Below are 25,541 nucleotides of genomic sequence, written 5' to 3' on the forward strand. Positions count from 1 at the left end.
ATTGCTCCAAAACTAGCGAAATTCGTAAGATCTATCTTCGGCTTACCACGATCGCAATGCCCGTAATTGCGGCGTTTTTTTCAATTGATGGGTTTCCATGCGCGTGAGCACGTCATCCAAAATGGTAATGGCTTCGGCAATAAACGGACCTTTGTTTAACATGACGCACTCAGCACGTTCTGCCATGGCGGCATCGGTCATTTCACCACGGGAAGGCGCTCCATCTTTTACCAAGCTTTCTAAAACTTGCGTTGCCCAAATTACAGGAACGTGAGCTGCTTCGCAGATCCAGAGGATTTCTTCCTGAATCTCGGTTAAGCGCTGGTAGCCAATTTCAACTGCCAAGTCACCTCTAGCGATCATCACACCAAAGGACTGTTTACCTGCGGCGTGAACGATCAATTCGGGCAGGTTAGACACTGCGATCGCTGTTTCGATCTTGGCGACGATCGCAGGTCGGTCGATCCGCCCCGCAGAGCGTTTCTCCAATTCCTGTTGGAGCAGATCGATATCCTCAGATCGTTGCACAAATGAGTAGCCAATAATATCGGCGTGGGTGGCGACAAAATCTAAGTCACGTAAATCTTTCTCTGTCAACGGGTTGAGCGGTAAGACGGTGTTTGGAAAGTTTAATCCCTTTTCAGGCTTGAGTTTGATCCCTTTGGGACTGGCATGGGTAACTTGCAATAAAATGCCCATCTGCCCATCGGACAATGGGTATTGCGGATCGATTACGCGAGTCCGAATTTTGCCATCATCGATATAGACTGTCGTACCAGTTGTTAGCAGATCGAGAATTTCAGGAACCGTACAGCAGGTTTGGAAATGCTCCACGGGCGAGGGAATCGCCTCATCTGAGCCAGATTTGATTCCGATCGCAGGTTCGCCACGTACAAGAATGATGAGATCGTCTCGGAATACTCGTTTTTTATCAAACGGTGCGAGCACAGAACTCGTGCGGATTTTTGGTCCCCCTAAGTCCATCATGATTTTACAACTTTTGCCTGTTTCCTGTTCGGCTCGACGCACGCGATCGATCGTGCGTTGCCATATTTCTGGGGAATCGTGGGCGCAATTAATGCGCACGCAGTTTGCCCCTCGCTGGACAACTTTTCGCACCAGATCGTAGTCAGTGGAAGCTTCAGTCGGTAGGGTAACCATGATTCTGACTCGACGATTGGGACTGGTCTGCCCAAATAGTTCTTCTGTATGTTGTTGGAGCAAACGGTTGCCCTCAAAAAAAGCCTCTATGGGTGGGCGGCTTTGGCTTTGGGCAGATTCTACTCCGCAAATAACTTCTAGGGTGGCAATCACTGCATCGAGGTTGGGCATGACGCGTGCTTCAATTCGCCCCAGTGAAGACAAGCCCCAGGGCATCAGTGCTGCTTGCAGCGATCGCAAGTCGTGTCGCCTTAGTGCTAAATATTGCGCTAGATTCAGAGAACTTAACAGAAATTCAGGGCGTTGAATGTGCGATCGCCATCGATCGAAGATGTCTTGTCCTTCACGTTCGACGGTCTGACGAAGTTCTTTCAGTGTCGATAGCAAGACTTGGGGGCTATCGAGATTAAGGGGTGGAAAAATTACTTCTGGTGCTGAACTAATCATATAAAAACGCTAGGATCGCTCGTTATTTTAGGGTTTAATAGCTTTTCAGTTTGAGTTCAGAGGATTATCTTCGGATGACGTGCTACCTTTAGCTTTCTTTTTGCTTTTTTGGGATACCGTTGTTGCTGAATTCAACGGGGTTGTGAGCAGCGATCGCAACGACTCGCGAAATTCTAAAGAGAGATAAGATTGCTGAAGGGGTTGCCAATTTTGCCAAAAAGCAGTCTCATCCTGCTGCATTTCTCGATCTATCGTGGGTAGAACCTTTCCCAAATCTGCATTCAAGGTGGATTCTAGAAACTGACGCAGGACGACGCGATCTTGAAACTGACCCAAGATTTCTTGAATCGCCTTAAATTCTGCAATTCTTTGCATGTAGGAAGGTTCATAAAAAGCAGCAAAAAACTCTGCTTGATAGCGAACTCCTTTTATTTGCTTGCGCAAGCTATGCAGCAGATCGCCAAATTGCCTCAATTGTTGATTTAGTTCCTCAACATTCTCAATGGGGATCGATGCAGCTTTCCCTGCTTGAATCCTCGTTCCAACTAGCCAGCCTGGATGGAGAAAAAGCTCGCAAATCAATGGCAATAGCAAATCGGGCAAAATTTCTAAGATAGCTAGATTCCCTACAGGGGTGTAGGTGGGCTTCTCGATCCAAGCTTGGATCGATCGCTTCAGTTTTTGATAGCGATCGCCATTTAGCGTCTTCTTTAAGTCAAGAAAGCTCTGTTCGCGTTTCTGGTGCAGATGTTTGAGAACCTTATCGAACTTAGACTGCTCGGTTTTCGGCAACAAAAGCTGATAGCGGTTTGTCAGATCCAGTTGCAACACATCTAAATCTCGCGTTTCTCCAAGACTTTTGGCAATTACCCCAATAGATGAATGGCTAACGCCTTTGGGTAGGACGATCGCCGTACTAAATATTCGCACAGCCGTTCTCAATTGCCGCATGCCAACACGCATCTGATGTAACGGCTCGGGATCGTTATCTTGGAAAACAGATTCTTCGCGATCGACAAACCTTTGAAAGTTTTGGCAAATGATTTGGTGAGCGTATTCACCCAATGCGATCGAAAGATCTAACTGATGCACCTTCATCCAATTTCACCTTGTGTGATGGGCTTTTCAAAAAAGACTAACCTACTTTGGAGGCTTAACTAGACAAGTCCATTTTCCCACTTCTACCGATCCTGCGATCGGGATGACATGAAAACAAATTATTTTGTAATATGTTGAATAAGGCAATTCTAGATTTTGCTTGCTACCTTCACGAGTCATAGCCCTCGCGATCGCTTGCTGTTGTCTATCTTCCGTGTTAAGGAAGTAATCTATCTCGGTCAATTCATGGTCAGTCTTGAGCGATTGTCCAAATTTCACAAGAAGGTTACAGTTTATGGAACGTTTGCGATCGGCATCTGATTCTTATGCCTTTGGTGCTGGCAAAGCGATCGCTGAGATTATTAAGGGGCAAGAGACAGACTTACCGATTTCGTTTTCACCTGCTCGCTTTTTTAATCGTTGAATGAGCAAGCGAAGTGAATGCCACAGCAGTTCCTCGAAGTTGGCGTAGTACAGAGTCCTGCGACGCGATCCAGTGATTGTCAAAAACGACATTCATTTGCTAGGAGGGAATTTTAATTTGCGAATGTGAAAGTACAAGTCGGGATGAAAGGATTTGAACCTTCGCCCCCCTCGTCCCGAACGAGGTGCGCTACCAAGCTGCGCTACATCCCGGCAACATTCTAGATCTGCCACTTTTGAGTAAGTGTACTTTACTCATAGGTTTGTTACTATTTTACAGCTTTGTCTGGTCATTTAAATCTACCCCTAGCAATTCTCATTTTGGCTTGTAGGCTGCCTCAATTGTTAAATCTTGGGCGAAGACAAAGGCTTTTTAAGAGTTGCTATTGTGGCTATGGAATCCTGTGAGGTGAGTTTAAGGGCATCGAGTTTTCTGCAAGTAGGCAACGGACAAAGAGTTAAAATATAGGTAAGGGTATGATTTGAGAGGTAGACATATATGCAAAGCCTTATCTCGTTCTTAGCTCTGGTACTTTTTACGATCGCGATTTTTTGCATGGCACAAGAGATACTCAATTTTCTTGAGGACTGGTGACGATCTCCTGCTGGGGTCACTCTTGTAAGTATATTTACTTATCTAAGTAGGTAAGCATCAGCTTGCTGACAAATTATATTTACCAAAGAAGCGATAGGTCTAATACAAAATCGGGTAACACCCCCTCGCCATTGATGGAATTTGGGGATTCAAGTATTTCTACTTCCTTCCCTAAGCGGTAGATCTCAACGGTACGATCTTGGGGATCGATCAGCCAGCCTAATCGCACGCCATTCTCTTGGTATTCTCTCATTTTGGCTTGGAGATCGGATAAGCGATCGCTTTCCGAGCGCAACTCAATGACAAAATCTGGGGCGAGAGGTGGAAATTTCTTGCGCTGTTCCACAGTTAGAGCCTCCCAGCGATCGAGTTTAACCCAAGCAACATCAGCCGATCGCTGACTGCCCAAGGGCAATCGAAAAATTGTTGAAGAACTAAAAGTTTTCCCTAGCTTGGTCTGACGATTCCAGATCCCCAAATCGATATCGATTTCCGACTCGCGATTTCCACTTTCACCGCCTACTGGAGCCATAACCACCAATACCCCTGTCGCTGTTAGTTCTAACTTCTTTTCAGGATTCTGCATGCACAGCAGATAGAATTGCTCGTCAGTCAACTTGACGGTACTAAAATCTAGTAATAAGGGTTCTGAGAGTGTAGTTTCTACAGTGATGGTCATACAACCTCCGAAAGCTTNCAGNNATTCGTTTTTTTATTTTATTTTTTTATTTTAGCATCCCCATCGATTCTGTTTGATTCCTCGCACTAGCCAGCAGATCTAACTCAGAAGGCACTCTTAACTTGGATGCTAGCCCCAAAAACTCCAGCATTTTGATGAAGCCGAAAGTTGGATCTAGAAGATAGACAATCTCTCCATTTCGAATGGTGATGCCATGCCGAGATGACGACTGAAAAGCATGATGCAGATTGTGCCAACCTTCACCCAAGGTCAGAAACGCGACGAACCCGCTATTTCTACTGAAATCGTCGGTGACGAAGGGGCGATCGCCAAAGAGATGGCTGAGGGAGTTGACCGTAGCAACACCGTGAAACAGGAGAGTCGTGCTCAGAAAAAACGCCCCGAGATATTCCATGCCCCCGATGAAGTAAGAGATGGTACCGAGCGCAAGCGTTGGGATGAAATGCAACCGATCCACCATCTTTAAAACGCGATCGCTTTCAACATCCATCGGCAGTTTGGCAGGGAAAAATTGCGGTACTAATAGCCAGCCCGCTTGAGACCACCAAAATCCTTTGAGCCCTTGGAAAGGAATGTGTGGAGAATGGGGATCTGGTGATCGATCTGAGTGTTGATGGTGGTTCATGTGGTGCGCTTTCCACCAACTCGGCCCCATTTGCCCCGCCGAAGCCGCCACGATACAACCAATCCATAAAACAATTGATGGCGCTTGATAGCTCTTGTGGGTCAGTAAGCGGTGGTAAATGCCCGTTGTGGCAAGCATGCGTATGAGGTATAACCCTATTAGCCATAAGACTGCGCCCCACGATAAGCCCGTCGCGATCGCGAGAAGAGATCCGAAATGACTGACTACGATCATTGTAGGCCCGAGGATATAAGAAATAATTGTGAGGGGAGGGTACTGCTTCATTGGGCTTTTATCGTCCTTACGCTTTAACATACAAACAAAATGCGAACGGGACGTTAAGTTTAAAAAACTGCCCGCCAGCATTTAACATCCTACCAAGTTGCGAACTTCATGGAGGTCGAGATCGATCCCGTAAGTGGTTTAAGCGAGTTAGGGGATATTTACCAAAGTGGCGATAGGTTTAAGACAAAATCGGGTAACACGTCCTCGCCATTTAAAGAGTTGGGCGATTTAAGAATTTCTACTTCTTGACCGCATCGATAGATCTCAACGGTTCGTTCTTGGGGATCGATCAGCCATCCCAATCGCACTCCATTCTCTTGATATTCTCTCATTTTGGCTTGGAGATCTGATAAGCGATCGCTTTCCGACCGCAACTCGATGACAAAATCTGGGGCAATGGGTGGAAATTTCTTGCGTAGCTCTAAAGTTAAAGCTTGCCACCGATTGAGCTTAACCCAAGCAACATCAGGCGATCTTTGACTGCCGTTAGGTAACTTAAAAATCGTTGAGGAGCTAAAAACTTCACCTAGCTGGGTATCTTCGTTCCAATTAAAAACTTTCGCATTCAATCTCGCTTCCTCTTTTCCACTTTCGCCACCCACTGGAGCCATAACAATCAATACCCCTGCTGCTGTTAGTTCTAACTTCTTTTCTGGATTCTGCATACACAACAGATAGAATTGCTCGTCAGTCAGCTTGACGGTACTAAAATCTAGTAACAAGGGTTCTGAGAGCGAAGTTTCTACAGAGACGGTCATAAAACCTCCGAAAGCTTGCAGCTATTCGTCTTTTCACTTTTCTATTTTAGCACCCTCATCGATCCTATATTTTTTCTGGTGTGAGTCTAGCGATCGCACAGTTGAAATCGGATGAGCTAAGCAGGGAAAGGTGTAACATGAACCACCCGCAGGTTTTCCGTATCGATTGCGTAATGGATGCCGTAATGGGGTTGAGACATGCGATCGAATATGAGATATCGCGGCAAGGCTCATGCGAGTCCAGAAAGTCGTTGAGATTCTAATTTGTCTGCTGCGATCGCGCAATTTTTTGCTAATATAGTAGTGGGATTGCAGCAAACTTCTACTATAGCATTCTGTAGCAACACCCCTCTCAAAGGTAAGGCTAGACCTAAATCTGGAAGATATAGCTATGAGGAAAATAGGAAGTCTGCAAGTCCAGTTCGGTTCACTATAGATATGTGAATGGAGGTCGTTCTGAAAAACAAAGAAAAAGAGTTAACGGGCTGTGTCTTGTGTGGCAAAGCCCGTTAACTTTTGGAACTCCTCTTCGTTGGGATCTTCGTTAGGGCAAGGGGAATTGCTGTTTGACAAATGTTTCGGCTTCAGTCACCGTGGTGATTTCTCGATCCAAAACCTTTTCCCGCAGAGCATTGAGAATGGTTTGGTAGTGCCGTCCTGGCTTATACCCCATTTGCTTGAGTTCGCGACCGCCAAGGGGCATCTTAATCAAGTTCCAATCGCTGAGATAGCGGTACAACAACCTGCGGATAGAAGCAGGAGCTACAGCCGCTAGGGCGATCGCTTCGGTAATATTCAATCTTTCTAGCAACTTAGCTACCTGACTGGGCGCTAGATCGGCAGTGAGTTGGGGAAATAGGCGATCGCGCCAAGCATGGAAATTTGCCAAACGGTTGAGTCCCGCTTGATTGAAATGCAATCTTTCCGCCACCTCTACTGCCTCTGGATAGGGTGCGATCGCGATTTCTAGTCGCACTTGCCAGATATTATGCCGCTCTATGTCTGGGTAGATGCGAGAGAAGTGGAACAACCACGATCCCACCCGTCGCAATTGTTGTACGAGTTCTGGGGAAATCGCCAAATTAGGATGCAAGTATTGCAAAGCTCCCAGTTCATCTAGTTGATATAGTGCCTGCACCCAATAGCTGGCAGTGAGAACGTAGCGCAACTCTTGCTTTAATCTTGTATTTTGGTATGCCCAGATGCCTTTACTGCGATAGCGCTGGACGAGACTGCTAGCCGATTGGGCATATTCGCGCGTGCGCCCATCGAGCTGAAAGCCCAATCGCACAGCAAACCTCACAGCCCTCACGATTCGCGTCGGATCTTCGATAAAACTATTGGGATGCAAAACCCGAATCGTGCGATTTTCTAAATCTTCCAATCCGCCAAAAAAATCAAGAATTTGACCTGCATGGGAACCATTTAAATGCAAAGCTAAAGCGTTGATCGAAAAGTCGCGACGATAGAGATCTTGTTGAATGGAACTGGCAGCAACTTCAGGCAATGCAGCGGGATAGGGATAGAATTCCGTGCGAGCGGTGGCGATGTCAATCCAAAGACCGTCGGGCCAAGTCAGGGCAGCCGTTTGGAATTTTCCGTGAATCTCTAGTTTGGTCTTGGGATAAATTGTTTGCAGCGATCGCGCTAGCTTTACGCCCCATCCTTCTGGTTCTTCGCCATTTGTGACGAGGGGATGGTTGCCATCAACCACGAGATCGAGGTCGTCTGTGGCGAGATTTAGGAGGAAATCTCGCACGGTTCCCCCGACCAGATATAGCTGTAGATTCATCCAATCCGCTGCCTTGGCTGCCTGTTGCAAGATATCCCGATAGCGTGGCGAAAGTAGTTTTTGCATCTGCACCTGCAAGCGATTCCTTTCAGGATGCGTCCCGTCGCTTACCTTGCTTTCCTGTTTGGGTTCTGTAGTGAGTCGGTGCAGGTGACGCAAGACATCGGTGCGCGTAACAATACCGACAAGCTTGCCATCCTCGACCACAGGCAAACGACCAATATCCCATTTCAGCATCAAATCTTGAATTTCAGACAGGGGCGTTTGGGGCGCGATCGCATGTACGGTCGTCGCCATATATCCCCTAACTGGAGCGTGCCCGAAGCCATGATGTAGTGCTAAATCGAGATCGCGGCGGGAAATGATTCCAACCAACCGATCGCGATCGTTCACGATGGATAGCCCCGAATGACCGTAACGCAACAACACCCGCTGCGCCTCATCAATTGTCGTGTCAGGGCGAATCGTGCGCACGGGCGAAGACATTAGGGTCTGGGCAATAACAACTTGAGGAACGCGATCGCGCAATACCTGTTTAATTTCTGCGATTAATGCTTTTACATCAAAGGGTTCAGTCGTTTTTACTTTTATGGAAGCAGAAGCTGCCCAAGCATGACCGCCGCCTCCATAGTGCTGCATCAGGGTATGCAACTGGGCAAAATCGTGACGCGATCGCCCGATCAAGCTGATCCGATCGGCTTGCCAAGCCACTACGATCAAGATATCAATCGCCGTAAGTTCCATCAGCCGCTCGACCACGCCTGAGAGCCCCGTGAGAAACTGCTCGTACTGGAGCGACCACACCGCAACCTGATACCCCTGCATCGTTTCTGTCTGTGCGGGTAGCTCCGCCAAACCTCGCGATAGAACTTCCTGCATCAAGGGTGACATGGCGTAGTCGATATAGGTAGAAAGTACCTTGAGGTTCACACCCTGTTGCATCAACCATGCCAAGGCGATCGCATCCCGTGCCGTTGTATGTTCAAACGTGAGCGAACCTGTGTCCACATGCAGTCCTAAAGCTAGGGCTGTGACCTCAAAGGTCGTCAGTGGAATTACTTGAGCTTGGAGACGTTCGATGATTAACGTGCAGGTAGATCCAACTGCCTCTACGCACCATAGGGTTGCATGAAAGTTAGGCTGAAGATTGCTGGGATGGTGATCGTAGACATGAATGTCCACATTTGGCAAATCCAACCATTTTGCCGCGTTTCCTAGATTGCTGGGCAATTGCGTATCCACCAAGATCAGTCGCTGAATTGATTCAGGATCGACCGATCGCATCTCGATCAAAGGATATTCATCTCGGTATAGGGATAAAAATTCGCGCACGGGCAATTGCATCCCACCTGTGAGGACGATACGCGCCCCCGCATACAGGCGTGCTGCACCCACTGCCGCCCCAAGCGTGTCAAAATCTGCCGTCGTATGACAGAGAATTATATCCATGACGCTACGTTCCCTTGCATACGCGATCGCTTCTCTGGCTAAAGCAAAGTTTCCTATTCCCGTTGCTGGCTAATTTCAGCCAACGCCTGATCGAAGTCAGCACCCGTAATGTGGAGATTGGTCAAGATGCCATCCCCATCGAGTTGATGGCGGCGGATCGCAAAAATGGCGGCGCGATTGCTTAAAAATGCTAGATCGGCTCCATTCCATCCTTCCGTTAGCTCTGCCCACCGCTCTAAATCTAAATCTTCAGCCAAAGGACGTTCGCGGTTATGGACAGCGAGAATAGCGCGACGACCGACGCGATCGGGCAATCCCACCATCATATGCAGCTCAATTCGTCCCGATCGCAACAGGGCTGGGTCGAGCGATTCTTTCCGATTGGTCGCAGCAATCACCAAAATTCCCTCCGCCGATTGAATGCCATCCAGTTCGGTTAAAAGCTGCCCGATCACGCGATCGCTGACACCACTATCGCCCTGATAACTGCCTCTAGCTGGCGCGAGGGTATCGATTTCATCAATAAAAATCACACAGGGAGAGGCTTGTCGGGCTTGGCTAAACAATTGACGAATCGCTTGCTCGGAAGCCCCCACCCATTTAGTCAAGAGTTCGGGACCCGCGACCGCGATAAAGTTTGCCTGGGCTTCCGTCGCCACTGCCTTTGCCAATAGGGTCTTACCCGTACCAGGTGGGCCATAGAGCAGCACACCTCTAGGCGCACGGGCTTGGGCGCGCGCATAGAGTTCAGGATCGAGCAAAGCCCCTGCCACAGCTTCTTGTAGGGTGTGCTTAATCCGATCGAGTCCACCAATTTCTGACCAACGCACATGTGGGGCTTGAATTTGTAGCGATCGCAAGACAGCGGGATGTACTTGTTTGAGCGCAAAATCAAAATCAGCTTTGGTGACTTCGAGGCGATCGGGGACTTGCGATAGATTGGGCACTTGACGCTGTAGCGCCTGCATAGCAGCGGTTTGACAGAGTCCTTTTAAGTCAGCGCCGACAAACCCATGGGCTCGATCGGCGATCGCATCCAGATTGACATCCTCGGCTAGGGGCATGGGTCGGGTATGAATGGCAAGAATCTCTCGTCTAGCATGGCGATCGGGGATAGGGAACATAATTTCGCGATCGAAGCGTCCGGGACGGCGCAGGGCTGGATCGATCGCATCGGGGCGGTTGGTTGCCGCTAGCACGATCACACCCTTGGTTGCCGCAAACCCATCCATCAGACCCAATAATTGTGCCACCAAACGCTTTTCGACTTCGCCTTCGACAGAAGCACGGTTGGGCACGAGGGAATCAATTTCATCGATAAAAATCAAACAGGGAGCTGATTTTGCCGCCTTTTCAAATACCTGCCTCAATCGGGTTTCCGCTTCACCATAGAACTTGCCAATGATTTCGGGTCCCACGATCGCAATGTAGTTGACACCTAAAGTATTTGCTAGCGATCGCGCCGTTAAGGTTTTGCCCGTTCCTGAGGGTCCCACCAGCAGTACGCCTTTGGGTGGCTCTAGACCTAGTTTCGCTAAAATATCGGGTCGCTTGAGTGGAATTTCGACCAGATCGCGCAACTGTGCCAAGGTATTCCCCAAACCTCCCACCGTCCGATCGAGGGAATGTGCTGTGTTTTTAGGTTCGGGTGGTGTTACCGAAGGTGTATTCGATTCGTAACTCGATCCATCCCCACCAGGTTGTGTTGCAGTGCGAGGACTGCTACGGGGAATATTGCCCTGTCGCGGAATATTGGAAACGCGGGTGGAAAACTGCACTTGGGTTTTGAGATCGCCTGAGTCCGCTTTTTGCTCGATCTTTTGTGCCAGATCGATGAGTTGCTCTAGATTGAGTAGCTGCTTGACCTCATCGACAAGAGACTCTAGTCCCTTGTTCCGAAAAGAAAAGTTCCCTTCATCGTTACTCATGTGCGAATTACCCACGTTATGAATACAAACCGCGAATTTGCCTGCATCAATTTTAGTCGCATATCGCAGTCAGTAGTCGTTTGTCAGACCATTTTCAAAAAACTAGTATGCCGAGATCCTGCGTAACTCAGTCTGAGAGCATTCTATATTGCGCCATCAATAAGATTTTTAAAGAAGCATTGTGCCTAACCGAATTGAAAGCCTTGGGCGTAACATAAGTTAGTTATCTGCGAATTATCAATACAACTCATTTGGGATTGCTATTGCTAGCAAATAAGGAGGAATTCTTGTGAGTACAAAGTCATCTGTGTTTATCGCAACTAGCCTTGACGGCTATATTGCTCGTACTGATGGTAATATCGACTGGCTCGATCGCGCGAATGGAAGCGTTCCAAAGGGTGAGGACTGTGGATATAACGATTTCATAAAATCCGTAGACGTGCTCATAATGGGCAGAAAAACCTTTGAGAAAGTACTCTCCTTCGATGAGTGGCCCTATCACGCGAAGTCAGTAGTGGTGCTCAGCCGAGGGCAAATCCACATTCCAATATCTATCTCAGGCAGCACTTCCATATCTTCTGAGCACCCACGGGTGCTTGTCGAACGTCTTGCAAAAGATGGAGCAAAGCATCTTTACATCGATGGGGGGCTTGTGATTCAGAGCTTTTTACGAGAGGGATTAATTGACGAAATCACGATCGCCTTGATTCCAGTGCTTCTTGGATCTGGCAAACCGCTTTTTGGAACCCTCGACAAAGATATTGAGCTTACTCATGTAGTAACGAAAGCCTATGATTTCGGCTTTGTCCAAAATAAATATCGCATAGAAAAAACGCTTAACCCACTAGCACTAGCGGATACGATCTCCTCGTAAAGATATGGTAGTTTGATGAATCTTGAGAATGATAAAACTTTGCAGACAGAATCAAGAAATCGTGAGAGGTAGTTTTTGTAAAGCTTTCGCATGGATTGGGAACGCATACAAAGCAGTCTCTTCCACGGTTACTTTTACAGGCATTCCCACAGGCAATAGCATTTTACTGGTCGTGCGTGCAACCAGTACCTGACCAGAAGCAGTTCGCAAATGGTAAATCAGTTCGCGTCCTAAAAAAATGCGATCGCTAATTACAACATCAGCCTGTTCGTCGGGGTGAATCTGCAAATCTTCTTGGCGAATCATCAGTTCGACTTGGCTTCCCTGCGGAATATCCTGCTGTGAAAGATCGGGTAAGGCAAAACTGCCCAATTCGGTTTCCCATAGCCGACCTCGATATTGGGCATTCACAAAATTTGCTTGGGTGACAAATTCAGCTACAAAACGCGATCGCGGCATTTGATAAATCTCGATCGCTGTTCCTATTTGCTCGATATGACCGTTTTGCATGATGGCAACGCGATCGGAAATCGCAAAGGCTTCCTCTTGGTCGTGGGTAACAAAGATGGCGGATGTTCCTGCTGCTTTGAGAATATCGCGCAATTCTTGCCGCAACTTTAGCCGAATTTGGGCATCAAGGTTGCTAAGCGGTTCATCAAGCAATACTAAGGCAGGACGAGGTGCTAGGGCACGCGCCAAAGCCACGCGCTGTTGTTGTCCCCCTGACAGTTCGTGAGGATAGCGATTTTCTAACCCTTCTAAAGAAACTAGTGAAATTACTTCGGTGACTCGGGATGCAATTTGGTGTTTGGCCTCAAAATTTTTATTTCCTTGCCGTAAACCAAAGGCAATATTTTTTGCCACCGTTAGATGCGGGAACAGGGCATAATCTTGAAACACCATGCCGACATCCCTTTGCTCTGGGGGGATCCACTGGTTATGTCCTGCAACGATCTGGTCGTTAATCTCGATGGTGCCAAGTTGAGGCTGCTCAAAACCAGCGATGAGCCTTAATAATGTGGTTTTACCGCAGCCAGATGGCCCTAAAAAAACCAAGATTTCACCTGCATTCAAGGTCAGGTTTATGGAAGCGACAGCAGGTGCGATCGAAGGCGAAAACTGCTTTGTTACCCCTTCTAGATGCAGAATTACAGATGGATGCATGAATTACAGAAGTTTTAGAGAACCTTAGGAACAATTCATGAATTGCCCCCACTACAAATCAAACAAATCAAATCGGATTGCGATACCTTACTATAATAGTAATTTACTGCTACTAATTCCTATTAAAGTTTAGCGGTTTTCAAAATTATTTACTTCTTATTGCCAAAGTTTTATCGCCCTCTATGTTTGCCATACTCCCACGGGAAAAATTAGGGAAAAAAGTGTTGCGCCGATCGCAGGTTAATCTTTGGATCGCTGTCACTGTCGCGATCGCGGCGCTAATTGCTACCCCCGTAATCGCTGTGCTGAGCCAGATTTTTACAAATTCAGGGGATGTGTGGCAGCATCTAGCTTCTACGGTTTTAGGGACTTACATAACAAATTCCCTATGGCTGATGCTGGGCGTTGGCTGTGGCGTTTTGCTGCTTGGGGTTACAACCGCATGGTTAGTCACGATGTGTCGGTTTCCAGGGAGTCGCATGTTTGAATGGATGTTGCTTTTGCCCTTGGCGGCTCCCGCCTATCTACTTGCCTATGTTTACACTGAGTTCCTAGAGTTCTATGGTCCCGTGCAAACTGGGTTGCGCCAGATCTTTGGTTGGCAGAGCATGGGTGACTATTGGTTTCCCCATATTCGCTCTATGGGGGGTGCGATTTTTTTATTAAGCCTGACGCTTTATCCCTATGTTTATTTGTTGGCAAGGGTGGCTTTTTTAGAACAGTCCATCCGCACTTTAGAGGCAAGCCGTTCTCTGGGTTGTAACCCTTGGCGCAGTTTCTATGCGATCGCCTTGCCACTCGCCCGTCCCGCCATTAGTGTCGGGCTATCTCTAGCGCTGATGGAAACCCTAAATGATTATGGCACCGTGCAGTTTTTCAGCGTGGATACCTTTACCACAGGCATTTACCGCACTTGGTTTGGCATGGGAGAACAGGCCGCTTCTGCCCAATTGGCGTCGATGTTGACGCTCTTTGTGCTGTGGCTAATTTTGCTAGAACAGTGGTCGCGTCGCCAAGCGCGTTATTACCAAACCTCTAGCCGCTATCAGCAGATCTCGACTTATAAACTGCAAGGTATGCGGGCAATCTTGGCAGGTTCTGCCTGTCTCATTCCCATCACTTTGGGATTTTTGCTGCCCACGGGGCTATTGGTTTACATGACTGCGACCGCTGCCCAATCATCCATTAATGCTGACTTTTGGGAATTGAGCAAAAACAGCTTTTTGCTTGCAGCCGTGACCGCTGGACTGAGCGTCGCGATCGCGTTGGTTCTAGCCTATGGAGAAAGACTATGTGCCAATTGGAAAATGCAGTTTGCCGTAAGGATTGCTGCCATGGGCTATGCCATTCCAGGTTCTGTGATTGCCGTGGGCATTATGGCGGCGCTGGGAGGGCTAGATCGGGCGATCTCTAGTGGGCTACAGTCAGCCTTTGGCATATCGACGGGACTCCTATTTAGCGGCACATTGGTTGCTCTGATCTTTGCTTACCTAGTCAGATTTCTAGCGGTTTCTTACAGTGCCATTAGCGCTAGCTTAGGCAAAATTAAGCCCAACCTCGATGATGCTGCCCACAGTCTGGGACATGGTTCGACCAGCACCTTACTCAAAGTCCATGTGCCGATGCTATGGGGTGGGCTATTGACCGCAGCCATGATGGTTTTCGTCGATGTCATGAAAGAACTCCCCGCTACCGTAATTATTCGTCCACCCTTTAACTTTGATACCTTAGCAATAAGGGTTTACAACTACGCCTCGGATGAACGGCTAGCAGAGGCAGCTGCTCCTGCTTTGGCAATTGTTCTCGTGGCATTAATTCCTGTGATTTGCTTGAGTTGGCAAATCTCGCGGCGAAACGCATCCTGAGCAGAATGCTTATCGGGATGGGGCGAGCAGGATCGTCCATGCATGGACATCATAGATTTTTTCTGATATTACCTATCGATTAATCACTTGGCAGTATGTGTCACTATCCAGTAAGATTACTTTTATTAATTAGGAATTACTAGCATTAGCGTAATCAGTTTTAGAGTGATGAAAAAAAATTTTTGGTATAGCTTACTCGCTACGATCACCGCAGGGCTTGTGGTTTTTGGATGTAGCCCCTCAACAGAAACGACGAAACCCACGACAACGCAGTCAGCTACGCCTCAAGCGATCGCACCCGCAACGACAAATCCATCGGCTAGTCAGGTTCTCAATATTTATACGGCTCGTCACTATAGCTCAGATGCCGCTCTCTATGAAGGCTTCACCAAAAAAACAGGTATCAAGGTGAATAAACTCGATGCCGAAGCTGACAAGCTCATTGAACGGATTAAGAGTGAAGGCAGCAAAACTCCCGCAGATATTTTAATTACCGTTGACGCTGGCAATTTGTGGAGAGCCCAGGAAGCTGGATTGCTACAACCGATCCAATCAAAGACCCTAGAAACAGCAATTCCTGAAAGTTTACGCGATCCGCAGGGAAACTGGTTTGGGTTTTCTAAACGGGCGAGGGTAATTGTCTATAACAAGGATAAGGTCAAGCCTAGCGAACTCTCCACCTACGAAAATCTTGCCGATCCCACATGGAAAGGTCGCCTGATTATTCGTTCTTCTGGCAATGTCTATAACCAGTCTTTGGTTGGTTCGATTTTGGCTGCCAGTGATGCGGCAAAAACTGAGACATGGGCAAAGGGAGTGGTTGCCAACTTTGCTCGCAAACCTGAAGGAAACGATACCGCCCAAATTAAAGCAGTTGCTTCGGGAGTTGCCGATCTTGCGGTGGTAAACACCTACTACCTCGCTCGTCTGGCAGCGTCAGCTAAGCCCGAAGATAAGGCAATTGCTGAGAAAGTTGGGATGTTTTTTCCCAATCAAAGCGATCGCGGCACCCATGTCAATATCAGCGGTGGTGGGGTCGTCAAAACTTCACCCAACAAAGAATCAGCGATTAAATTCTTAGAATATTTAGTCAGCCCCGAAGCTCAGGAAAACTTTGCGAAGGGAAATAACGAATATCCTGTTGTGGCGGGAGTCACTCCTGATTCAGTTTTGGCAAGCTTTGGCGAGTTTAAAGAAGATAAGCTCAATGCTGCTACCTTTGGAAAAAATAATGCTGAAGCCCTCAAAATTATGGATCGATCGGGCTGGAACTAGTTGTTATCAGCACAAATAGGGATTACTTGTTGATAATTGAAATCCTATTTGATTTATCCGTAGGGGCAATTCATGAATTGCCCCTACGGGATTTATAAATGAAAACGCGAATTCGACAGCCTTATATTTTACCTCTCCCCAACCCCTCTCCTCGCAGGAGAGGGGCTTGAAAACCCCATTTTTTCTTGCTCCTCTCTCGCCTTTTAGGAGTGGGAGGCTGGGAGGGAGAGGTTCATTGAATTCACGTAAATGAAAGAATCTCTTATACCAATTTAAAGACCGAGGGTAACAGATCTAGCATGTAGTTAAGGATTACAGTGTCTTGCATTTCCTATCTGTTGCTTTCACCAATTAAATTGGTATTACCTATGATTCCTGATTGCTATAGTAGAAATCCCTTTACTTCTCTACACATCCCGATCGATACCAATGATATGTAGGTCGATATGTTTTAGCGATCGCACGATGTTTTGCGTGAGAGAACCTTTTAAAAACATTTCCCAGCGTGATTTGAGACTCTCCCCGATCACAATTTGCGTAATATGATACTTATCTGCCATATCGATAATCGCTTTGGTAACATCGTGGCTGCTTTGCCGTAAGAAGGTTCCATTAAATTCGCGACATAGGCGTTCGCAGGTCTCAATATGTAAGCTCTCTTCTTTCGTGAGAAAGCGATCGGGGTTCTCGACAAATAGAATGTATAGCCTCGCATTCATATAACTGGCGATTCTCGCCCCACGGCGTAATAGGCGCATAGAGTTAGGATAGGTCGAGATGCAGACCATCACACTTTCATGGATATTACAAAATTTATGGGTGGAACTGTGACCCGCGATCGCACTCCGAGGTAGGGAATTTTGCTCTTCATAGCGATCTTCTTCGATGTTGTCGGCAACTTCGCGCAGGGCTAGTTCGCGCAGAGCTACTAGATTTTTACGCTGAAAGAAGTTTTCTAAGGATTGCTGAATTTTATTGGGAGCGTAGATTTTTCCTTCTTTGAGGCGTTCCTCTAAAGTTTCAGGTGTTACATCCACAACCACCAACTCATCCGCTTCATCCAAAAATGGATCGGGGATGCGCTCTCTCACAACTACGCCAGTAATTCTGGCAACCAGATCGTTGAGGCTCTCTAGATGCTGAATATTCACAGTCGAAAGCACGTCAATGCCAGCGGTGAGAATGACTTCAACATCCTGATAGCGCTTTTCTCGTTGCGAACCAAATACATTCGTATGTGCGAGTTCGTCAATGAGAACCACTTGGGGGCGACGTTGTAAAATCGCCTCGGTATCCATTTCGGGGAGCGTCACCCCGCCCCGAACGATCTGCTGGCATGGAATCACCTCCAAACCCTCGATTTTTGCTGCCGTTTCCTTACGACCGTGAGTTTCGACCAAGCCGATCGCGACATCAATACCATCCGCTTTCATTTGATGGGCTTCGTCTAGCATTCGATAGGTTTTGCCAACTCCCGGAGCCATGCCAATAAACACCTTATGCTTGCCGCGCCGTTGAGGTCGCTCGTAATGGTTTTGGGTATCGCTCTCTTGGGCGTTTTGAGAATTTTGGGCATCTTGAGAAGAAATCATGGGAGTAGATTGCGATCGGGATTTGACTAAATTGGCTTCAATACATCTAGATCTAAATTTAACTTAAGCACGTTCACAGCAGGCTCGCCAAAGATGCCCAAGAATCTCGCTTCCGTATTCTTGGCAATTAGAGGTTCGATTTGGGTGGCTGGTAAAGATCTCGCTTTTGCGACGCGATCGAGCTGGGCTTTTGCACCTTCTGGCGTAATATGGGGGTCGAGAGAAGAGCCAGAAGTATAGACCAGATCGGCGGTTGGCGTAACACCTGCCTTTTTGAGGTTCCCGATGGTATCTGAAACGCGCTTGAGCAGGTCGGGATTGCTGGGGGCATAGTTGCTAGCTCCCGATACACCCGTCGTTTGACCGATATTTTTAGGATCTTTCTCTTTATCCGTAAAACTGCTGTAGTTAGTAGTACTGGGACGACCCCAAAAATACTTATCAGCCGTAAAGTTCTGTCCGATCAAAGCCGAACCCACAACTTTCCCTTGACTGACAATCATGCTGCCGTTTGCCTGATAGGGAAAGATTGCACCAATCCCCAGCATCAAAACAGGATAGAGCACAGCGGTAAGCACCCACAGAACGAGGGTTGCACGGATAGCAGTAGTAATTTCTCGCAGGAATAACATTTAAACTTTCCCTTTAAAATTTTTCAGGTACGAACATGACAACAAATAGATAGACAGAAAGAACGAAGGTCGTGAGAATGAGCAACCCGATCGCATAAGCCTGTCCTTGCGAAATCCCTTCGTTATTGGCATAGATGGCTGGCGCAACCGCGAGGTTGGCACACATAAACAGAAATAGTTTTAGGGGAACTCTCCGTTTTTGCCATTGCTGCTTAACTTGAGCGAAAACTTGATTGCTGTGCATAGTTTTAAGTTCGTGAAAATTGAGAACGATAGAATTAGGCAAGACCCACTGCCGCGATCGCGATATCGATGCCTTTAATCGCTATAAAGGGGGCAATCACACCACCCAAGCCGTAAATCAGAATATTCCGTTGCAGGAGCTGATCGGCAGTGAGGGGACGGAATTGCACGCCCTTGAGCGCTAAGGGAATCAGGGCTGGAATAATCAGGGCATTATAGATCAGTGCCGAGAGTACGGCTGAATTCGGACTACTGAGAAGCAATACATTCATGCCTCCAATGCCAGCACTGGCAAACATCGCAGGAATAATCGCAAAGTATTTGGCAACATCATTGGCGATCGAAAATGTGGTCAGGGCTCCGCGCGTAATCAAGAGCTGTTTCCCAATCGTCACCAAATCGATCAGCTTCGTCGGATCGGAATCTAGATCCACCATGTTCGCTGCCTCCTTGGCTGCCTGCGTACCAGAGTTCATAGCAACGCCAACATTGGCTTGGGCGAGGGCAGGGGCATCATTCGTGCCATCTCCTGTCATCGCCACGATTTTGCCTTCCGCCTGTTCGCGCTGGATCACGCTGATCTTATCTTCAGGTGTGGCTTCGGCAATAAAATCATCCACCCCTGCTTCAGCGGCAATCACTTCTGCCGTAATCCGATTATCACCGGTCAGCATCACCGTGCGCACACCCATGCGCCTGAGTTGATCGAAGCGTTCGCGAATGCCGGGTTTGATAATGTCTTTGAGGTAAATCACGCCATAAATGCGATCGTTTTGGCAAACCGCTAGCGGCGTACCGCCCAGCCTAGATACCCGCTCGTAGGCAAGATCTAATTCTGAGGAGATTTGGGCGCTTGCCCCACCCCGCGATCGCACGAAGCCCTTGACCGACTCCACTGCACCTTTACGAACTTCCTTTCCATCAGGTAAATTTGTACCGCTCATTCTGGTTTTTGCCGAGAAATCGATGCCTTCTGCTTGCGATCGCTCAAAATCCACTGTTGCCTCTAGCTTCTCTGCCAGTCGGACAATCGACTTTCCTTCTGGGGTCTCGTCAAATACACTGGCAGCAAGGGCAACGTTCGCCATCTCTTGGAGCGAATTTCCATTCACGGGAATAAATTCCTCCGCTAGGCGATTACCGAGCGTGATCGTACCCGTCTTATCGAGAATCAGCGTACTGACATCGCCACAGGCTTCTACGGCGCGTCCAGAAGTTGCCACCACATTAAACTGGGCGACCCGATCCATGCCTGCAATTCCGATCGCGCTGAGCAAGCCGCCAATCGTCGTGGGAATCAATGCTACGAGCAAAGAAATCAGCAATGCTACGCTGACTGGACTTTTGACATTGTTGGCGATCGGTGGCAAGGTCACCACCACGATCAGAAACACCTGCGTGAGTACGGCTAAAAGTACGGTCAAGGCAATTTCATTGGGGGTTTTACTACGTTCGGCGCCTTCGACAAGCGCAATCATGCGATCGATAAATCCTTTCCCAGGATCGGAAGTGACCCTAATTACCAATTCGTCTGAGATAATCCGCGTTCCGCCTGTAACTGAGCTTGCCATGTCAGAGCCTGGTTCCTTAAGCACGGGAGCCGACTCACCCGTGATCGCGGACTCGTCCACAGAGGCAATCCCACCAATCACTTCACCATCGGCGGGAATCATATCCCCAGCGATAACTTTAATCGTGTCGTCTTTTCTGAGCGTCGTGGAGCTAATTTCTTGAATCGAACCATCGGGAAGTAATTTGCGTGCTGTCGTATCCGACTTGGTGGCTCTAAGCGAATCCGCCTGTGCCTTTCCTCGTCCTTCGGCTACAGCTTCGGCAAAGTTGGCAAATACCACCGTAAAAAACAGAATGAACGTAATTAACCCATTCAGTAGTCTAGGATTCGTTCCACTCACCTGACCGAAGAGATTGGGCTCAATCGTCACGAGGGCTGTGACAATCGTACCGATCCAGACGATGAACATGACGGGATTCTTAACGGCATTGCGGGGATTGAGCTTGGTAAAGGACTCCAGAATTGCCCTTTGATAGAGTCCAGAAGTATCAACTTTTGCCGTTTTGCGGCGCGATGGATTTGTCATAGGGAACAGTTGAAAGTTTATGTTTGTCTGATGAGGAGAGTTACTACACATCCTTCTGAAGGTGACTGCCTTGTGCGCGCATTCCATTTATCCAAAGGGTTCGATCCCCCTGCCCTATTGGGCATCCCCCTTAATAAGGGGGACTTCCTAGATTCTCCCCCCTTATTAAGAGGGGCTGGGGGGATCTAAACCCAAAACGAAGCAACAGGAAACCTTAGAAAAAAGTACAGGGGCGAAGGCTCTAAGGCTAGCTACCTCTGGCAATTTGAAATGCTTCAGCGATCGCACCGAGAGCCAGAACGGGGAAGAAGGTGAGCGCACCGAGGATGAGAATTACCCCAGTAGTCACGCCTGTAAACAGCCCTGTATCGGTGCGGAGCGTGCCTGCCGTTTGGGGTACGGGTTGCTTGTTCGTCATACTCTCTGCAAGGAGCAGCAGCGCGATAATTGGGACATAGCGACCGACTAGAAGGCTAAAGCAAGTGCTGAGATTCCACCATAGAGCGGTTGGGGCGGGTTGGCTGTCACCCAAGCCCTCAAATCCCGAACCGTTATTGGCTGCGGCTGAAGTGTATTCATAGACGATCTGAGAAAGACCGTGAAAACTGAGATTGCTTGCCCCACTCGCACTCCAAGCATCGGCAACAGCTTTGATTTGAGCGGGATCGGTCAATCCAGGATTGGTGAGAGTAGATAGAAAGTCGGGAAAGGCGAGGGTAATTGCCGTTGGAATCAGGATCGCAATGGGATGAACAAGCAAAATTACGCTAGAGAGAATGATTTCGCGTTTCTCAATTTTGCGACCGAGAAATTCTGGTGTACGTCCTACCATCAACCCTGTGAGAAATACGGTCAAAATTAGCATGACAAAGATATAAGCAGTACCCGTGCCCTGTCCGCCCCAGACGATCTGCAAGAACATATTAAACAGGGTCACAAAGCCACCCGTGGGCATGAGGGAGTCATGCATGCCATTCACCGCTCCGCACATGGTTGCCGTCGTGATTGCTGCAAATAAAGCTGTCTGCGCCCAACCAAAGCGAACTTCTTTCCCTTCTAAATTAGGTGCATTTGTGCCTAGGGATCCGAGGGAACTGTTGACTAAGGGATTGCCTTGAAATTCACCGATCGCAGCAATTGCAATCAGGACGAGTGCAATTCCAAACACCATCCAGAAAATTAGCCAACCTTGCTTGCGATTATTGGCAAAGATACCATAGGTATAAATCAATGAAGCTGGGATGGCGACCATAGCAATTGTTGCGATTAGGTTGGAGGCAGCACTGGGGTTCTCAAAGGGATGGGCGGAGTTAATCGCAAAGAAACCACCGCCATTCTCGCCCAATTGCTTGATAATTTCAAAGTGAGCGACGGGACCCAGTGCGATCGCTTGGGTTGCTCCCTCTAGGGTCGTAATTATTTTCGGTGAAGCTAGGGTTTCAGGCACGCCCGCAATCAGCAATAAGATGCCGCCCACGATCGAGAGTGGTAATAGGATCCGCGTAATCGCAAGGGTTAAATCGCGATGGAAATTGCCCAGCGATCGCCCTGTCAAACCACGAATGAAGGCAATTCCAACTGCTAGACCCGTTCCCGCCGAGGTGAAAAACATAAACCCCAAAGCGAACATCTGACTGAAATAGCTAAAGGTAGTTTCGCCAGAATAATGCTGTTGATTCGTATTCGTAACGAACGAAATTGCCGTGTGCAAAGAAGTGTCCCAAGTGGGCGCAGGTAAGCCCGTAGGATTCATCGGCAGCGAACCTTGAAACGTAAAGATCGCGTAGATGAACGCAGCCATGACGAGGTTGCTATAGAGCAAGGCACGAATATATTGCCAGCCTGTCATATTCCCATTCGATTTACTTTTGTGAATGCCAAATAGGGCATAGATGAATCGCTCGATGGGCAGTACCACGGGATCTAGAAAGGTTTTCTCTTCAAGAAATACACGCGCCATGTAGTTGCCCAAAAAGGGCGCGATCGCGACGATCGTTAGTAAGGTAAGGGCGATTTGCAGAAATCCTTGAAACATATTGCTTAAAATGCGAGTGCTTGAGATGCGATCGACAGGCTTAAACGTAAACTCGATAACTCCTCGATCTTTGCGCGAAAATCCATGTTGCGCAAGGTATAGTCTGGCGTTTAGTCGCGATTTATAAGCTTGATATAGGTCGTGTTTAGAAACCATCTAAACGCGGTTCTTTAAGGATCGCTAAACAGACTCGAAACCATATTCTATCCGTCAAGGTTACCATCTATAGCGTTTTTCACTTCGGAACAAGCAAGAGATATAGGGCCAAAGCTTTCTATAGCAGGCTTTCAACTATACTCTTCTCATTTGAACACCGCTATACAATCTATTCGTGATCGCTGCAAACAAATCCAGCTAAGCGATCCCAATCCTTCGCTATATAATAAAAGCAACCAATGAGTTCAGGAGCCAAAACCTATGGTCAGCCAACTGAGCAAAACTGAAATTATTTATCCCGAAAGCGATGGGAAACCAATGGCGGACAATACCAAGCAGTTTCGATGGATTTTGACAATCCAGCAAAATATTGACTGGCTATACAGCAACGACCCTCAAGTCTTTGTTGCTGGTGATTTATTGTGGTATCCCGTTGAGGGACAAACTGAAATTTCGGCTGTCCCAGACACGATGGTGGTATTTGGTCGTCCCAAAGGAGATAGAGGCTCCTACAAACAATGGGAAGAGGGCAATATCGCTCCTCAAGTTGTCTTCGAGATTCTCTCGCTTAGCAATAAGTCTGTAGACATGGCAAAAAAAACTGCTTTTCTACGATCGCTACGGCGTTGAAGAGTATTACATTTATAACCCTGAGAATGACAATCTAGAAATCTGGGTTAGAAACGGTAGTAGTTTGGATAGCATTCCCGAATCTCATAATTGGGTCAGTCCTCGACTCGGCATTCGCTTTGATTTGTCAACTAATGAACTTCAAATCTATCGACCTGACGGAACTAAGTTTCATTCTTATATTGAAATCCATAGGATGTTAGAGCAAGAAAGTTTACGAGCCGAGCAAGAAAGTTTACGGGCCGAGCAAGAGAGCTTACGGGCTGAGCAAGAACGGCTACGAGCCGAGGAAGCTACCCAAAAACTAGTCGATATGGAGGCAATGCTCAAACAATATCGCGATCGCTTTGGCGAACTCCCTCAATAAAAATTACTTTGCCTTGATTCCATGCCCACTACATCCCACCCTCAAAATAGTCTGTTCATCGCTGGCATGGAATTTGATGCGCGTGTTGTCGCGATCTCTCTATTTGTTGTAATCGGGGTGTTGGAATACTCAACACCACCAGACTATATCTTTGGCTACCTCTATACAGCTCCACTCGCAATCGTAGGTTCTCGTTTTCGCCGCTCCACTTCTCTTTGGATTTATGCACTAGCGATCGTCTTGACCTTGGGCGATTTATGGATTCCAGGATGGTCTTTTGCTGCTTCAACGGTAGCCAACCGCACGATCGCGATCGTTGCCTTAATCGTCACCTTCATTCTCACCGATCGCAATCGCGACTATGCTGAGGATGTGACCAAGGTGAAAATACAGTTGCACGCTCAAGAAGCTTTGGCAAAGGTGAGAGAAGATTTCATCGCGACCCTCACCCACGATCTCAAGACACCCTTACTAGGTGCGATTGAAATGATGCGATTTCTTGCCAACGGAAAATTTGGCGAGGTCACATCCGAGCAAAAGCAGGTATTTGAGACCTTGCGAAAAAGTCATGGAAATACCCTGCGAATTGTACAGATGCTTTTGGATGTCTTTCATAACGATGCCAGAGGGCTGAGGTTACAGGTTACTAGGGTAAACCTCGTGGAAATTGCCAGAGAAGCTACCGAAGCGATCGCCGCGATCGCCTCCAGCCGCGAGATCGAAATTCGGATGGAAGTCATGAGTAGTTTTGCCCATTTTTGGTTACATGCCGATGCTCTGCAATTAGAACGAGTATTTGTGAATCTACTTGCGAATGCCCTGCACCACAGCATTCGCGGCAGTGAAATTCGGCTAATTTTAGAAGCGCCCCCCCATACCTGTATTGCCAAAATTTTAGATACGGGGTCAGGGATTGCCCCAGAAGATTTGCCCCACCTATTCGATCGGTTTTATCAAGGTGAAAGCGATTCCCATCCAGATGCCTACCGCCGACTCAATACGGGTTCGGGCTTGGGGCTTTATCTCAGTCGTCAAATTATCGAAGCCCATGGCGGTAAAATTTGGGCAGAAAACCAAGTTCCTAAAGGTGCTATGTTTGGCTTTACGCTACTGAATTAAGCCCTATTCATACCATGAAGATTTTGTGGTAGAAGATGACGAGTTGTTTCGTTTGTTATGATACTCTCTTCTGCTTGCTTGGTGAGCAGTATTCCTCCATCAGCGCTTAGTTGTTGCTCGGAAAACTTGACTTCTAATCGTTGAACCTCTCCCTCCCAGCCTCCCTCTCCTAAAAGGCGGGGGAGGAGCAAGAAAAAATGGGGTTTTCAAGCCCCTCTCCCGCGAGGAG

At 47.7% G+C, this 25,541-nt stretch carries 19 protein-coding genes, 1 tRNA gene and 1 pseudogene; 6 read left to right on the forward strand and 15 right to left on the reverse strand.

The window, feature by feature from the left end; translation table 11 throughout:
* Positions 1-42: 42 nt before the first annotated feature.
* Genes ACP2WE_RS19645 through ACP2WE_RS19655 form a run of 3 tightly spaced genes read right to left on the reverse strand, consistent with a single transcriptional unit; the run spans position 43 to position 2,985 of the window.
* On the reverse strand, positions 43-1,608 hold the full coding sequence (locus ACP2WE_RS19645) for a pyruvate kinase (protein ID WP_425217240.1): 1,566 nt from the start codon (positions 1,606-1,608) through the stop codon (positions 43-45).
* 45 nt (positions 1,609-1,653) lie between these two features.
* A complete protein-coding gene (locus ACP2WE_RS19650; RefSeq protein WP_425217241.1) occupies positions 1,654-2,706 on the reverse strand; it encodes a CHAD domain-containing protein in 1,053 nt (350 codons plus the stop codon).
* Between the two features lie 42 nt (positions 2,707-2,748).
* Positions 2,749-2,985: a hypothetical protein gene (locus ACP2WE_RS19655; RefSeq protein ID WP_425217242.1), complete on the reverse strand. Its 237-nt coding sequence runs from the start codon at positions 2,983-2,985 to the stop codon at positions 2,749-2,751.
* A gap of 16 nt (positions 2,986-3,001) precedes the next feature.
* Between ACP2WE_RS19655 and ACP2WE_RS19660 the strand changes: the two genes are divergently transcribed.
* Positions 3,002-3,130, forward strand: coding sequence for a hypothetical protein (locus ACP2WE_RS19660; RefSeq protein WP_425217243.1), 129 nt, complete (start codon positions 3,002-3,004; stop codon positions 3,128-3,130).
* A gap of 138 nt (positions 3,131-3,268) precedes the next feature.
* Here the strand turns inward: ACP2WE_RS19660 and ACP2WE_RS19665 are convergent.
* The 6 genes from ACP2WE_RS19665 to ACP2WE_RS19690 all read right to left on the reverse strand — a co-directional run bounded on the left by ACP2WE_RS19665 (position 3,269) and on the right by ACP2WE_RS19690 (position 11,261).
* Positions 3,269-3,342, reverse strand: a tRNA-Pro gene (locus tag ACP2WE_RS19665).
* Between the two features lie 461 nt (positions 3,343-3,803).
* Positions 3,804-4,403 (reverse strand): Uma2 family endonuclease, encoded by a 600-nt coding sequence (locus ACP2WE_RS19670; RefSeq protein WP_425217266.1) that lies wholly within the window; start codon positions 4,401-4,403, stop codon positions 3,804-3,806.
* 46 nt (positions 4,404-4,449) lie between these two features.
* Positions 4,450-5,334, reverse strand: coding sequence for an acyl-CoA desaturase (locus tag ACP2WE_RS19675; protein ID WP_425217244.1), 885 nt, complete (start codon positions 5,332-5,334; stop codon positions 4,450-4,452).
* 158 nt (positions 5,335-5,492) lie between these two features.
* Entirely contained in the window at positions 5,493-6,092 is a 600-nt protein-coding gene (locus ACP2WE_RS19680; RefSeq protein ID WP_425217245.1) for a Uma2 family endonuclease, read from the reverse strand.
* A gap of 544 nt (positions 6,093-6,636) precedes the next feature.
* Entirely contained in the window at positions 6,637-9,333 is a 2,697-nt protein-coding gene (locus tag ACP2WE_RS19685) for a CBS domain-containing protein (RefSeq protein ID WP_425217246.1), read from the reverse strand.
* 53 nt (positions 9,334-9,386) lie between these two features.
* Positions 9,387-11,261, reverse strand: a complete 1,875-nt coding sequence (locus ACP2WE_RS19690) for an AAA family ATPase (protein ID WP_425217247.1) — start codon at positions 11,259-11,261, stop codon at positions 9,387-9,389.
* A gap of 289 nt (positions 11,262-11,550) precedes the next feature.
* On the opposite strand from ACP2WE_RS19690, the gene ACP2WE_RS19695 reads away from it, so the two are divergent.
* Positions 11,551-12,135 carry a dihydrofolate reductase family protein gene (locus tag ACP2WE_RS19695; RefSeq protein WP_425217248.1) on the forward strand — a complete coding sequence of 195 codons (585 nt, stop codon included), beginning with the start codon at positions 11,551-11,553 and terminating at the stop codon, positions 12,133-12,135.
* 51 nt (positions 12,136-12,186) lie between these two features.
* Here ACP2WE_RS19695 and ACP2WE_RS19700 read toward each other — a convergent pair whose 3' ends face one another.
* Positions 12,187-13,299, reverse strand: coding sequence for an ABC transporter ATP-binding protein (locus tag ACP2WE_RS19700; RefSeq protein WP_425217249.1), 1,113 nt, complete (start codon positions 13,297-13,299; stop codon positions 12,187-12,189).
* A gap of 182 nt (positions 13,300-13,481) precedes the next feature.
* Between ACP2WE_RS19700 and ACP2WE_RS19705 the strand changes: the two genes are divergently transcribed.
* Positions 13,482-15,164, forward strand: coding sequence for an ABC transporter permease (locus tag ACP2WE_RS19705; RefSeq protein WP_425217250.1), 1,683 nt, complete (start codon positions 13,482-13,484; stop codon positions 15,162-15,164).
* A gap of 168 nt (positions 15,165-15,332) precedes the next feature.
* A complete protein-coding gene (locus ACP2WE_RS19710) occupies positions 15,333-16,439 on the forward strand; it encodes a Fe(3+) ABC transporter substrate-binding protein (RefSeq protein ID WP_425217251.1) in 1,107 nt (368 codons plus the stop codon).
* A 407-nt stretch (positions 16,440-16,846) separates the two neighbouring features.
* Here the strand turns inward: ACP2WE_RS19710 and ACP2WE_RS19715 are convergent, their stop codons facing one another.
* From ACP2WE_RS19715 to kdpA, 5 genes are all read right to left on the reverse strand, one after another.
* Positions 16,847-18,031: a sensor histidine kinase KdpD gene (locus ACP2WE_RS19715; RefSeq protein WP_425217252.1), complete on the reverse strand. Its 1,185-nt coding sequence runs from the start codon at positions 18,029-18,031 to the stop codon at positions 16,847-16,849.
* Positions 18,032-18,057: 26 nt separating this feature from the next.
* Complete coding sequence (kdpC, locus tag ACP2WE_RS19720; protein ID WP_425217253.1) at positions 18,058-18,663, reverse strand: K(+)-transporting ATPase subunit C; 606 nt, start codon at positions 18,661-18,663, stop codon at positions 18,058-18,060.
* 13 nt (positions 18,664-18,676) lie between these two features.
* Positions 18,677-18,907, reverse strand: coding sequence for a potassium-transporting ATPase subunit F (locus ACP2WE_RS19725; RefSeq protein WP_425217254.1), 231 nt, complete (start codon positions 18,905-18,907; stop codon positions 18,677-18,679).
* 34 nt (positions 18,908-18,941) lie between these two features.
* Positions 18,942-21,005: a potassium-transporting ATPase subunit KdpB gene (kdpB, locus tag ACP2WE_RS19730; RefSeq protein ID WP_425217255.1), complete on the reverse strand. Its 2,064-nt coding sequence runs from the start codon at positions 21,003-21,005 to the stop codon at positions 18,942-18,944.
* A gap of 247 nt (positions 21,006-21,252) precedes the next feature.
* Positions 21,253-23,040, reverse strand: coding sequence for a potassium-transporting ATPase subunit KdpA (gene kdpA / locus ACP2WE_RS19735; protein ID WP_425217267.1), 1,788 nt, complete (start codon positions 23,038-23,040; stop codon positions 21,253-21,255).
* Positions 23,041-23,457: 417 nt separating this feature from the next.
* Between kdpA and ACP2WE_RS19740 the strand changes: the two are divergent.
* Together ACP2WE_RS19740 and ACP2WE_RS19745 are read left to right on the forward strand one after the other, a co-directional pair.
* Positions 23,458-24,193 (forward strand): annotated as a pseudogene (locus ACP2WE_RS19740) (Uma2 family endonuclease).
* 21 nt (positions 24,194-24,214) lie between these two features.
* Positions 24,215-25,312: a sensor histidine kinase gene (locus ACP2WE_RS19745; RefSeq protein WP_425217256.1), complete on the forward strand. Its 1,098-nt coding sequence runs from the start codon at positions 24,215-24,217 to the stop codon at positions 25,310-25,312.
* The last annotated feature ends 229 nt before the right edge of the window (positions 25,313-25,541 follow it).

The organism is Tumidithrix helvetica PCC 7403, assembly GCF_965232925.1.
GTDB lineage: Bacteria > Cyanobacteriota > Cyanobacteriia > Pseudanabaenales > Pseudanabaenaceae > Tumidithrix > Tumidithrix helvetica.

Excerpts from the sequence above, each read along its gene's own strand:
- ACP2WE_RS19645 (WP_425217240.1), bottom strand. The coding sequence starts at position 1,608 with ATGATTAGTTCAGCACCAGAAGTAATTTTTCCACCCCTTAATCTCGAT.
- ACP2WE_RS19650 (WP_425217241.1), bottom strand. The coding sequence starts at position 2,706 with ATGAAGGTGCATCAGTTAGATCTTTCGATCGCATTGGGTGAATACGCT.
- ACP2WE_RS19660 (WP_425217243.1), top strand. The coding sequence starts at position 3,002 with ATGGAACGTTTGCGATCGGCATCTGATTCTTATGCCTTTGGTGCTGGC.
- ACP2WE_RS19670 (WP_425217266.1), bottom strand. The coding sequence starts at position 4,403 with ATGACCATCACTGTAGAAACTACACTCTCAGAACCCTTATTACTAGAT.
- ACP2WE_RS19675 (WP_425217244.1), bottom strand. The coding sequence starts at position 5,334 with ATGAAGCAGTACCCTCCCCTCACAATTATTTCTTATATCCTCGGGCCT.
- ACP2WE_RS19680 (WP_425217245.1), bottom strand. The coding sequence starts at position 6,092 with ATGACCGTCTCTGTAGAAACTTCGCTCTCAGAACCCTTGTTACTAGAT.
- ACP2WE_RS19685 (WP_425217246.1), bottom strand. The coding sequence starts at position 9,333 with ATGGATATAATTCTCTGTCATACGACGGCAGATTTTGACACGCTTGGG.
- ACP2WE_RS19690 (WP_425217247.1), bottom strand. The coding sequence starts at position 11,261 with ATGAGTAACGATGAAGGGAACTTTTCTTTTCGGAACAAGGGACTAGAG.
- ACP2WE_RS19700 (WP_425217249.1), bottom strand. The coding sequence starts at position 13,299 with ATGCATCCATCTGTAATTCTGCATCTAGAAGGGGTAACAAAGCAGTTT.
- ACP2WE_RS19705 (WP_425217250.1), top strand. The coding sequence starts at position 13,482 with ATGTTTGCCATACTCCCACGGGAAAAATTAGGGAAAAAAGTGTTGCGC.
- ACP2WE_RS19710 (WP_425217251.1), top strand. The coding sequence starts at position 15,333 with ATGAAAAAAAATTTTTGGTATAGCTTACTCGCTACGATCACCGCAGGG.
- ACP2WE_RS19715 (WP_425217252.1), bottom strand. The coding sequence starts at position 18,031 with ATGATTTCTTCTCAAGATGCCCAAAATTCTCAAAACGCCCAAGAGAGC.
- kdpC (WP_425217253.1), bottom strand. The coding sequence starts at position 18,663 with ATGTTATTCCTGCGAGAAATTACTACTGCTATCCGTGCAACCCTCGTT.
- ACP2WE_RS19725 (WP_425217254.1), bottom strand. The coding sequence starts at position 18,907 with ATGCACAGCAATCAAGTTTTCGCTCAAGTTAAGCAGCAATGGCAAAAA.
- kdpB (WP_425217255.1), bottom strand. The coding sequence starts at position 21,005 with ATGACAAATCCATCGCGCCGCAAAACGGCAAAAGTTGATACTTCTGGA.
- kdpA (WP_425217267.1), bottom strand. The coding sequence starts at position 23,040 with ATGTTTCAAGGATTTCTGCAAATCGCCCTTACCTTACTAACGATCGTC.
- ACP2WE_RS19745 (WP_425217256.1), top strand. The coding sequence starts at position 24,215 with ATGCCCACTACATCCCACCCTCAAAATAGTCTGTTCATCGCTGGCATG.